We start from the raw sequence: 11008 nt of genomic DNA, 5'->3' as shown, positions 1-11008 counted from the left end.
AATACATTCCCGCCAGAACGACTTTTACTGATAAGAAACAGCGTATTGCAGTGAGGCCTGTACGGTACCGGTAGAGGCAGTACCACTAGTGAAATACTGGGCTTTATAGGTCGCGCTCGCCGAGTCCATGTTAGCGGCGAGAGAGAGGTCACCCGTACCGGTAAAGGCGTTGCGGAAATCAATTTCGTCGCCGCTGGTGTCGAGGATTTGGATCTCCACATCTACCGCCGAGCCCGTGCTGCCCAGGTTTCCGGTGACTGAACTGATGTTGTTGCCAACGAAGACCGTGGAGATCTCCACGCCGGAAGGTGAGCCGGTACAGTTGCTCACGCCAACATCAAATGTCGTCGCGCCAGCCACCTGATTGGCATTCAGTTCGGTGGCCGTCACGGTCGGCAGCAATACCACCGGAGAGGCATCAGAGCCATTTACCGATATTGAACAGGTCTCGTCACTCACTTCACCCATAAACGTAATGGTATTGTCAGAGGCCAGTGCATTTGTGGAAAAGAGCGCAGAAGCCACCAGCGCCGATAGGAAGGCACGATTCAAGGTCATAATATAAACTCCATTTTTTTTCAGTCGTGTTGATTTACCCTGCGAGACAGGGTTCTTCCATGCTCAGGGACATTTATCGTGATGGCTCTGTGCGGGAATGGGGGAATAAATAAAATTATTGGTAATTTTCTTAAACGGTGAATGTTTCCCGCGTCAGGAATATCGTAACGGCAATATTTATATTTTCTTAGCGAGGCTAAGTTCACCCTGGTTAATCAGTTAATTTGTCTGTGCGGATATTACCGAGAATATCCATAAAGAGGAAAATCGTTTAAAACGAACAGATAGATTGCGGATGATAGGTTTAATCTATTGAAATTTGGAAATGAAATGGCGGTGGCTTTGTTAGGAATTTTATATTATTAGATGATTAATATTGAAGTGTTTAGCCGGGAGAAAGGCGTATTTCCGACTGACTCGCTGTCAGTCCAGGAATATTCACATTTTATGCATAAGAAAAAATGAATAGTTAATCGTGCTAACCGTTTTGTTGATGACAGGTTGGGATGAGAATTTTATTGTATTACAGATGTGTTTTTGGAAACTTAATGCCGTGAGTTCCAATAACTACAGGTTGCTCAACATCAAAAAACAAGAAAATTCTTTTTACTCTACAATTGATGTTACGTCATTTTTATCATGTTCATGGCAAAAAATGCAGGCTCGGCCCCAGGAAGAGAAGACCTGCGGCGATATTTTCACCAGCAACGTGTGCTCTGCGGCACGAGCAGGAGGGGGGAGGTTGAGAAAATACTCGCTTCACAACGAGGAGGATGACGTTTTTCTGGAAAGATTAGTGAGCACAGCGACAAGCGCTGTGCGTCAGAAAACCGTTTTCAGGAGGCGTGAACAATCCCCATGTAGCCATGAATGCCCATATACAGGCCGACCAGACCGATCAGCAGGCTGGAAAAATAGGGGGCTTTCCTTGCCAGTGCGTTGAATCCACTCCAGCGTTTAGCGACCTGATGGACGCTAACGGCCGCACCCACACCAACGGTTACCAGCGTAATGGCCAGCCCCAGGCTAAAGCAGAGCACCATCGTTGCGCCGAGCGTAAAGGCTTTCAACTGGATACAAATCAGCAGCACGGTAATCGCCGCCGGACAGGGGATCAGGCCGCCCGTCAGACCAAACAGCAAGATTTGCCCATTGGTCACTTCTTTGCCGTGAAAACGGCGCTTAATATCACTGGCATGTGCGCGTTCGTGGGCGTCCTGCCAGGCTTTTGATCCTTCCGACAGTCCCGCCAGAGCGCTGTGATCGTGATGATGCTCGTGATCGTGATGCGCATGATCATGGTGTTCGTTATGGTCATGATGATCGTGAGCATGATGATCGTGATGGTGGTCATGGTCATGATGATGGTCGCGATCGTCATGCTGCATATCGGTGAGCCAGTTTCGCTCCCCCTGCCACGTCCGCCAGAACATCCAGGTCGCAGTGCCCAGAATAATAAACGCGGAAATCAGCTGCAGCCAGGGTTCCACGGACTCTGCGGTAAACGCCCGACTGATATACATGCCACCGAGAGCAATCAGCCAGACCACGGCGGTATGAGAGAGCGTTGCCGCCAGTCCCAGCATCACTGCCTGTTTGATCGTCCCCTTAATGGCGATGATAAATGCCGCCATCATTGTTTTTGAGTGGCCGGGTTCCAGCCCATGCAGTACGCCGAGAAGAACCGCGCTGGGAATGAAAAACCACGCGTTACCTTGCTGAAGAAGTGTTGAAAATTCACCCATGATAATGATTCTTAGTTGCCTGTTTCGCCCGATTCTACTCCCCCCCAGTACCAAATACTACCCTCCAGTAGCCGCGTAATGCTATAATCCACAACGATTTGTGTTAACGAGGTGTTGCAATGTCACATACCATCCGCGATAAACAGAAACTAAAAGCCCGAACCAGCAAAATTCAGGGGCAGGTGGTTGCGCTGAAGAAAATGCTTGACGAACCCCATGAGTGTGCCGCTGTGTTGCAGCAGATCGCCGCGATACGCGGAGCGGTAAATGGATTAATGCGGGAAGTGATTAAAGGGCATCTGACCGAGCATATCGTTCATCAGGGTGATGAAGAGAAGCGAGAAGAAGATCTGGACGTGGTTCTTAAGGTTCTGGATTCTTATATAAAATAGCCGGGAACGTTGTCCCGACTCTGTGTCTTAGCAATACACTACCGCCTGATTCCGCTGGGAAATATAGCGCTCAACGTGCTTATAGCCGCTAATGGATTCCAGCGCATGCAACAGGCAGCAAACGGCCCTGGCATTCGTTCGATCGGTATCGTCTTCACTATGACTTTGCAACGCCTCTTCACATAACCTGCGCACGGCAGGTGGAAAGGCGAGTTTTTGCAGAGAGCGCTCCAACTCTCCGAAGGCAATCTCATTACGTGCTGTAAAGAGCGATAACAATATCGCACTCAGCGCGCGCGTTTCTTCTTCGTAGTATCCCACTTTTTTTACCTTGTCCATTTCGTTCCCTGTTGTCGGACTCATCTGCGTCTTTGCAAATGCACTGCTGTACCATCCGTCTCTTTAAGTAACAGCGGGTAAGATGACTTATCGCCAGAGACCGGATGCGAGTGAATAAACAACGAATTGATTCGTCCACCCATTCTTTTTTCAATTCTTTGCTTGTAGGCGTAGATGCTGCGGATGTCCATGTCCAACAGTTGAGCGATCTGGTGCGGATTACTGCCTGCAACCATATGGCCCAGAATGGTGAACTCCATCTGCGTCAACGTATTCCCCTTGGTGAACGACAAATGCCGTCCGATAAACACCTGCCGGATCTTCTCATTGGCGACATCCAGTCCGTCATCGTGGTAAATGATGGCGGAAATCGCTGGATTTTTTTTACGCCAGTAGTTGGCGAGCGACTGCATGTTGCGATCGCTTATCAAAATAATACCCATGCGTGTGCTTGCGAGATATTCTATCCACTCTGTATCCAAAAACAGACGTAAAAAGCTAATAGAGAAATCTACAAAAATATAACCGCTAAGTCTGGCGTTGTGATTGTTATTTAAAATCCCTTCAATGACCCCTTTATTAAAATAGATGCTTTCTTCTGGCCACATGCAAAAGCAAGCATTGGCGCAATACTGTAAGCGGGGTGATTTTTCGGGCATTATTTTGCAATGCAAGGTGCAACTGCTGCATGTCAAATTCTTTAATTTAACGTCCAGCCCCATATTGAGAGCCTCCCTATCCGTAGATGATTTCATAATTTCATCCGTTTTAAAACATGTCAATACTCTACAAAATGCAACTTTGATAGAGAGTAAATCCTAAAGTTTATTTATTGCTATTATTCTTAGTTGAGTTTTTTTTTAGGGCGTTCTCTCTGTATCAATTCAGGTTTCTATAGGGGTTATTGCCCACCTGACGAAGCATGAAAAAACGTCCCCAGGAATTTTGTAACAACCACCAGGAAAATCTATATTGCAAAAATGTTTAAGTTTTATCGCTAAATGGCATTAATGGCAAAAAGTTGATCTTATGTTAAATTGTCTGAAACAATTGTAACAATGCTTATGTCTTTTATTAAGTAATGCTATTTATCTGTTTGTCCGTTTTTTAAACGTGAAACAATAATAATGAGTGCTGAGTGATAAAGCATCTAAAATGGTCTTAATTAAGAATACATGATCCTTTTCAGGTTGAAGTGTCTTGATTTATAAGAATTTTTATTTTTGATTTATGATCGCACTGACATATCCATTATATATTTGGTGATCTCTGTATAAGATTTTTGTAGCATGATATTCATCATGTAAATGCGAGAATGCACACTGTGCCTGAGAAGTACACACACACAACATTATACACAATTAATAACCTGGTTGACTTTCACCCGGGTGACAGAACGCTGACGAATAAAAATACACAAAAAACGGTCATTCTTCAAAACCCTGCGAGTTTCATTCTTTTATATCTCCTTACAAATTGTGGGGTTGTTATTCCGCAAGCTCAGCTCGTAGAGGCGGGCTGGGGGGATAAAAATACTATCACCTCCGTCAATACGTTATACCAGACGGTGCTCATGCTCAGAAATGCGTTAACTGAAGTCGGATTGCCACGCGATCTGATTAAAACTGTAGCCCGGCGCGGAATGATAATGACAGCGGATATTCAACGTACGGAGACGGAATCGGTTGATCATGAGAGTGAGGGCGAGATTGGGGAGGAACCTGCGCTGACGGCGGTTCCGCCCAAAATGTGGCCTTCCAGGAACGTGTTAATGGTGGGGGCCATTTTACTGTCGGTTGTGCTGATCGGTGTTGGCCTCTCTTTTGGCCTGTTATATCCGACGGCAGAATCGCTGTTTTCTTCCTATACGATTATTGATACCACCTCCTTTTCATCCTGTACCCTGTTATTGAAAGGCAAAGGTACGATAAATACTCGCTATGCAACATTCCTGACGAGACACCCGGATATCTGTCAAAGTCATAAATATGTGTATCTGTCAGGATTGAACAGCGCGAAAAATATTGCGGCCGTCGCCTGTCAGTTAGATATAAGAGAAAATCCTCAGACAAAATGTACGACGTGGTACTCAATTAATGACAAAAACTAAAATAGTAATACTTATTTTACTGGTTGTAGTGATGGTATTAGCAGGCGTAGGCTACTGGTATTCACATAAAGGCAAAAATGGAATTGATTGCCAGGGGCGCGTGGTATGGGAAATTAATAATGAGGAGTTCCGGGGGGACGTCGCCTACCAGATGCAGAATAATCAGGGAATAGTCACCATCACCGGTGATTTGCATACGCCAGAGGCTGAAAATTATAAAATTAGCCGGATTATCTATTTCACTTATTACCAGGTGCGGGACAACTATGTTATTAGCAGCAATAACCTCGTGCGGTTTCCGAGTGATAATTTAGAGGCGAAAAAAGGATACCGCTCGCTGCCCTCGATCTATCTCTCTGAACGCGCGTCTTTCTCGCTATTGGTTAAACGCTATCAGGAAGGGTGGGTCTTTACGACGGTCGGCGCGCCCTCGCTGTTATGCCGCAGTAGTGAGTAAACGGCCCGGACGAGCCGTTTACTCCCGTATTAGCCAAAGAACATCACGGATACGCAGAGCAGGCCGACAATCAGGGTGATCAGATTGCCCGCAGAGCGGTGCGGTTTTAACACCGGGATCAGGTATGTCGACAGGGTCGGCATAATGAACAAAATCATGGCGATGAGCGGTCCGCTGATGGCGTAAATCATCGAGATCGCATTCGGGTTGATGCAGCAGACAATAAAGGTAATGGCTGACACCAGCATGATGGACACCGCGCGGTTAAAGGCACGGCTTTTCTTCACCCCAACCTGTTGCAGACCGGTTTTGACCACCTCGGTTGCCCCTTCGATGACGCCAAAGTAGGTGCCGAGAAAGGATTTCGACATCGCCACCACGGCGACGATGATACCCGAGACAGAGAGCCACGCCGGGGCGGCAGGCATCATGGATAAGGCTGAAAGAATCGTGACGCCTTCATTTTTGGCGGCTTCAATGTACGAAGGTGGAATCGATAACAGGCAGCTAAAGACGAAGAACAGCACGCTTAAGCAGATAATCAGATAGGCTACCTTCATGATTTTTTTGCATTTACCCATGGCCAGCTCGCCATATTTCTCACGTCTGTCGATGGCAAACGTGGAGATAATAGGCGTATGGCTAAAAGCAAAAACCATCACCGGAATCGATATCCAGACCTGATGCAAGGTGTGCTGATCGAACGCCATTTGCTCGGTGAGCAACGCGGGTTGCCAACTGCCGGTCAGATACAGCGAGAGAAATAAGAAGTAAGCGATCAGCGGGAACACCAGAAATCCCATCACCCGAATGGTCGCATGGCGGCCCATCAGGAAAATCAGGTTCAGGATTAACACCACGCCGAGGCTGACCCCCATGCGGATGCCCAGATTAATCTCAAGATAGCGGGCTAACTGCTCTGTCAGAGAGTTGGTGATGGCGACAGCATAAATCAGTACCACAACAAAAAAGGCAACAAAGTACAGCGTGGTGATGAGGCTGCCGATCTTCTTACCGTAATAGTGCGTCACCGCACCGGTGATCCCTTCTCCCGCGGAGGTTTTAGACGAGAGAATGAACTGACATAAGGCCCGATGCGGCCAGTATGTGAGAGGCCAGGCGACCAGGGCGGTGACAAACAATACTATCGCGCCCGCAGAGCCAAGCTGGATGGGGAGAAACAGGGTTCCTGCACCCACGGCAGTCCCATATAACGCAAAGCTCCAGAGCGTCTCTTCTTTTGACCAAATTTTAGACATTTCTTGAACGTATCAACTATAAAATAAACAAAAAGAAGCGCAATTTACCATAAATGAGCGGGTGGGCGTGAGGGTTGAACGGGAGAAGGGGTGGCAACGAGCCTTGCCGGAACCCTGGTGATTCCGGCAAATGTGTGAGTTATCAGGCAGTCACACGCTGTTCGCGACGCTTCACAACGCGTACGCGTAACGTGTCGTAAGCCCAGTTGTAGAACATGGTGTAAGGCAGGAAGAACAGGAAGAAGCCAATCTCCAGCGTAAAGGCCTGCATCAGGCTGACGTTCAGCACGTACGCCACGATACTTACGCCAATGACGATAAACCCGCTTTCAAATCCCAGCGCGTGAAACGCACGCACTTTCGCCGTTCGTTTCACCAGATGTGAAGGCCAGAAACGGTCAAACAGCGCGTTGTAGATAATGTTCCAGATCATCGCCGTGGTCGCCAGCAGGATCGTCAGTCCGCCCATTTCCAGCACCGAACGCTGCATCAACCAGGCTGTGGTCGGTGCCAGGATCGCCGTGGCGATCCCTTCAAAACATACGGCGTGGAAGACACGCTCCAGTAACGAACGACGTTGAACCGCATTGTGTTGCATAACTTACCTTTCTCAAAAACGCCCGGATAACGGAATAGGCAGTATTTTATCGTTTTATGTGATATCTAAAAGATAGTATCCATCGATAAAGTAGATAGTCCATGCGTTATTCACCCGAAGCCTTAACCGCATTTGTCGAGACCGTTTCCTGTGGTTCCTTCTCGGCCGCGGCGCGCAGACTGCGCAAAAGTCAGTCCACCATCAGCACGGCGATCGCCCATCTTGAAGCCGATCTTGGCGTTCAGTTGTTTGATCGTTCCTCGCGTCAGCCGGTGCTGACAGAAGAAGGAAAGAAAGTGCTTGGCTATGTTCAGGCGATTCTGTCGGCCAGCGAACGTCTTGATGAGGTGGCGCTTTCACTGGCCGGTGAAACTGAAGCGCGTCTGACCTTTGTACTCTCCGACACCCTGCACCCTGATGTGCTGGAGGAACTGATGGTGCAGTTTGATCGCCAGTTTCCGTATACCGAGTTTGAATGTCTGATTGGCGAGGATGTGGACGTCATCGATCTGTTGCAAAAAGAGCGGGCGCAGGTCGGTTTGATTGAAGCCAGGGACCACTATCCTACCGATATCGGTGCGACGCGTCTGCCGATGCAAACGTGGATGGGGCTTTATGTCGCCGCTTCCCATCCGCTGGCGAAAGAGAAAAAACTGCAGTGGGATCAGTTGCACACCTGGCGTGAGTTGCGCCTCAATACCTACATCGATCACGGCGCTCAACTTGCCCGTGGTCCTGTGTGGTCTGCGCCGAACTATTTGCTGTTGTTGAGTATGGCAGTACAGGGTTTTGGCTGGTGCGCGCTGCCTTGTGCGCTGGTGGAGGAGTTCGCCGCGGAAAAACCGCTGGTGCAACTGGATGTTCCGGGATGGCCTAAAGCCATTGCGATCGATCTGCTCTGGAACAAAAAATCACCCCCCGGCGCGGCGGGGAACTGGCTGAGATACCATTTACAGCAAGGTAGTGTCCCGGACTGAGGGGTGTTATCACGATTTCCTTTGTGATAAAACTCACTTTTCTTAAACAATCAAGATAACTATTTTTAACAATCCTCTACTATTGCGGTGTTATTTTGCGCTGAGGTCGTAATGAAAGAGGTGGTAATCGTCGGGGCGTTGCGTACGCCTATTGGTTGTTTTCAGGGGACGCTGGCGCGTCATTCTGCCGTTGAGCTGGGCAGTATGGTGGTCAAAGCGTTGATTGAAGGCAGCGGCGTGAATGCGCATGCCGTTGATGAAGTGATCCTCGGGCAGGTGCTGACGGCGGGGGCGGGGCAAAACCCGGCGCGTCAGTCAGCAATCAAAGGGGGATTACCGAACACCGTTTCTGCTATCACCATCAACGACGTTTGTGGCTCCGGGCTGAAAGCGCTGCATCTCGCCACGCAGGCGATCCAGTGCGGCGAAGCGGACATTGTGATTGCCGGTGGGCAAGAGAACATGAGCCGCGCGCCGCATGTCCTCACCGACAGCCGAACCGGCGCGCAGTTGGGCAACAGCCAGCTCGTTGACAGCCTGGTGCATGACGGCCTGTGGGATGCCTTCAATGATTACCATATGGGCGTGACCGCCGAGAATCTGGCCCGTGAATATGGCATCAGCCGGGAATTGCAGGATGCCTATGCCCTCAGTTCGCAGCAAAAGGCGCGTGCGGCCATTGATGCCGGTCGTTTTAAAGCGGAGATTGTCCCGGTTGCAACTCAGCGCAATGGGCAAACCGTGATCATTGACACCGACGAGCAGCCGCGAACTGATGCCAGCGCAGAAGGTCTGGCGCGGCTGGATCCCGCCTTCGAACTGTCAGGGTCGGTGACTGCGGGTAATGCTTCCTCGATTAATGATGGCGCGGCGGCGGTGATGATGATGAGCGAGTCCAAAGCGCAGGAGCTGAATTTGCCTGTGCTGGCGCGCATTCGCGCTTTTGCGAGCGTCGGCGTGGATCCCGCGCTAATGGGGATCGCCCCCGTCTATGCCACTCGCCGCTGTCTGGAACGGGTCGGCTGGCAACTGGCCGATGTGGATCTCATTGAAGCGAACGAGGCGTTTGCCGCCCAGGCGCTTTCCGTGGGCAAAATGCTGGAGTGGGACGAGCGCCGGGTGAACGTCAACGGCGGGGCGATCGCCCTTGGACACCCGATTGGCGCTTCCGGTTGTCGTATTCTGGTTTCACTGGTGCACGAAATGGTCAAACGCAATGCCCGCAAAGGTCTGGCGACGCTGTGCATTGGCGGTGGGCAAGGCGTGGCATTAGCCATCGAGCGCGATTAACGCTTCTTTTTTCTCCTCCCTCTACATCCATCCCTGTTATGCCGCGCGATGCATCGTGGCGGCATGACTGTGTTTTGTTTTACATTCCTTCCGTTTTTAGCGCCAGACAGATGAACTAAGCGAATGAACTTACAGCGGTTTGTCCGGTAACCGTGGTGCCGCAGATTCAGGCGTAAGTCCTATTTCCTTGTTTTACTATACGATTTTCCCCCTGCACTTAATCACGGAATGAATCGATCGTGATCGGAATTACACTTTTGATAATAAGATGCAGAAAAAGTGAAACGACGTTTTATTTGCAATTGAAAACGGATCCCCGGAAGACTATCATGGGCGCATAACGTAAAACGGAACAGCGTTTCGCTCTCCGTTGAGGGATTCCCGCTCAGTACATCACTGGAGGTAAATGTGGACGTAAGACAAAGTATTCACAGCGCGCACGCCAAAACACTGGATACCCAGGGGCTACGCAAGGAGTTTTTGGTTGAGAAAGTGTTCGTGGCTGACGAATACACGATGGTTTACAGCCACATTGACCGCATTATCGTCGGCGGCATTATGCCGGTGGCGAAAACGGTCTCCGTCGGCGGTGAAGTCGGTAAGCAGCTTGGCGTAACCTATTTCCTCGAACGTCGCGAACTGGGTGTGATCAACATCGGCGGCGCGGGCACCATCACCGTCGACGGTCAGTGCTATGAAATCGGCCACCGCGATGCGCTGTATGTTGGCAAAGGGGCAAAAGAAGTGGTCTTCGCCAGCGTGGATAGCGCGACGCCAGCCAAGTTCTACTACAACTGTGCGCCGGCTCATACCACCTACCCAACCAAAAAAGTGACGCCTGCCGATGTTGCGCCTGTGACGTTAGGTGACAATCTCACCAGCAACCGCCGTACGATCAATAAATATTTCGTGCCGGATGTGCTGGAAACCTGCCAACTGAGTATGGGCCTGACTGAACTGGCACCGGGCAACCTGTGGAACACCATGCCGTGCCATACCCATGAACGCCGCATGGAAGTGTACTTCTATTTCAACATGGAAGAAGACACCTGCGTCTTCCATATGATGGGGCAGCCTCAGGAAACGCGTCATATCGTGATGCACAATGAACAGGCGGTCATTTCGCCAAGCTGGTCGATCCACTCCGGGGTGGGCACCAAAGCCTATACCTTCATCTGGGGCATGGTGGGTGAAAACCAGGTCTTTGATGACATGGACCACGTTGCGGTGAAAGATCTGCGCTAGTCGCGGGCGCTCATAACGCCTGTCCGTGACAGGTATGA

12 protein-coding genes are annotated in these 11008 nt (G+C 49.9%); 6 read left to right on the top strand and 6 right to left on the bottom strand.

What is annotated here, in order from left to right:
* Positions 1-24 precede the first annotated feature (24 nt).
* Together F384_RS15465 and F384_RS15460 are read right to left on the bottom strand one after the other, a co-directional pair.
* Positions 25-558: a fimbrial protein gene (locus F384_RS15465; protein WP_046486680.1), complete on the bottom strand. Its 534-nt coding sequence runs from the start codon at positions 556-558 to the stop codon at positions 25-27.
* 836 nt (positions 559-1394) lie between these two features.
* Positions 1395-2303, bottom strand: a complete 909-nt coding sequence (locus tag F384_RS15460; RefSeq protein WP_046486679.1) for a nickel/cobalt efflux protein RcnA — start codon at positions 2301-2303, stop codon at positions 1395-1397.
* Between the two features lie 119 nt (positions 2304-2422).
* Between F384_RS15460 and rcnR the strand changes: the two genes are divergently transcribed.
* Positions 2423-2695, top strand: coding sequence for a Ni(II)/Co(II)-binding transcriptional repressor RcnR (gene rcnR, locus F384_RS15455; RefSeq protein WP_042322371.1), 273 nt, complete (start codon positions 2423-2425; stop codon positions 2693-2695).
* 27 nt (positions 2696-2722) lie between these two features.
* On the opposite strand, the gene F384_RS15450 is transcribed toward rcnR, so the two are convergent.
* Positions 2723-3034 (bottom strand): hypothetical protein, encoded by a 312-nt coding sequence (locus tag F384_RS15450; protein ID WP_046486677.1) that lies wholly within the window; start codon positions 3032-3034, stop codon positions 2723-2725.
* A gap of 20 nt (positions 3035-3054) precedes the next feature.
* Complete coding sequence (locus F384_RS15445) at positions 3055-3756, bottom strand: helix-turn-helix transcriptional regulator (RefSeq protein ID WP_046498219.1); 702 nt, start codon at positions 3754-3756, stop codon at positions 3055-3057.
* A gap of 602 nt (positions 3757-4358) precedes the next feature.
* On the opposite strand from F384_RS15445, the gene F384_RS29060 reads away from it, so the two are divergent.
* The gene (locus F384_RS29060) at positions 4359-5144 is read left to right on the top strand and encodes a winged helix-turn-helix domain-containing protein (protein WP_162200247.1); all 786 of its coding nucleotides are present in this window, start codon (positions 4359-4361) and stop codon (positions 5142-5144) included.
* Positions 5131-5601, top strand: a complete 471-nt coding sequence (locus F384_RS15435) for a hypothetical protein (protein ID WP_155404010.1) — start codon at positions 5131-5133, stop codon at positions 5599-5601. The genes F384_RS29060 and F384_RS15435 overlap by 14 nt, the downstream gene beginning before the upstream one ends.
* A gap of 29 nt (positions 5602-5630) precedes the next feature.
* Here the strand turns inward: F384_RS15435 and F384_RS15430 are convergent, their stop codons facing one another.
* Together F384_RS15430 and F384_RS15425 are read right to left on the bottom strand one after the other, a co-directional pair.
* Positions 5631-6860, bottom strand: coding sequence for an amino acid permease (locus tag F384_RS15430; RefSeq protein WP_046486670.1), 1230 nt, complete (start codon positions 6858-6860; stop codon positions 5631-5633).
* Between the two features lie 142 nt (positions 6861-7002).
* Entirely contained in the window at positions 7003-7458 is a 456-nt protein-coding gene (locus F384_RS15425) for a multidrug/biocide efflux PACE transporter (RefSeq protein WP_046486668.1), read from the bottom strand.
* Between the two features lie 101 nt (positions 7459-7559).
* Between F384_RS15425 and F384_RS15420 the strand changes: the two genes are divergently transcribed.
* The 3 genes from F384_RS15420 to kduI all read left to right on the top strand — a co-directional run bounded on the left by F384_RS15420 (position 7560) and on the right by kduI (position 10970).
* Positions 7560-8435, top strand: a complete 876-nt coding sequence (locus F384_RS15420; protein ID WP_046486664.1) for a LysR family transcriptional regulator — start codon at positions 7560-7562, stop codon at positions 8433-8435.
* Between the two features lie 111 nt (positions 8436-8546).
* The gene (locus tag F384_RS15415) at positions 8547-9725 is read left to right on the top strand and encodes an acetyl-CoA C-acetyltransferase (protein ID WP_046486661.1); all 1179 of its coding nucleotides are present in this window, start codon (positions 8547-8549) and stop codon (positions 9723-9725) included.
* A 408-nt stretch (positions 9726-10133) separates the two neighbouring features.
* Complete coding sequence (gene kduI, locus F384_RS15410) at positions 10134-10970, top strand: 5-dehydro-4-deoxy-D-glucuronate isomerase (RefSeq protein ID WP_042288966.1); 837 nt, start codon at positions 10134-10136, stop codon at positions 10968-10970.
* The last annotated feature ends 38 nt before the right edge of the window (positions 10971-11008 follow it).

It is taken from the genome of Citrobacter amalonaticus Y19, assembly GCF_000981805.1.
In the GTDB taxonomy this organism is placed as follows: Bacteria; Pseudomonadota; Gammaproteobacteria; order Enterobacterales; family Enterobacteriaceae; genus Citrobacter_A; species Citrobacter_A amalonaticus_C.
The sequence above is the reverse complement of the archived record's forward strand: the minus strand, read 5'-3'. Positions and strand labels throughout refer to the sequence as shown.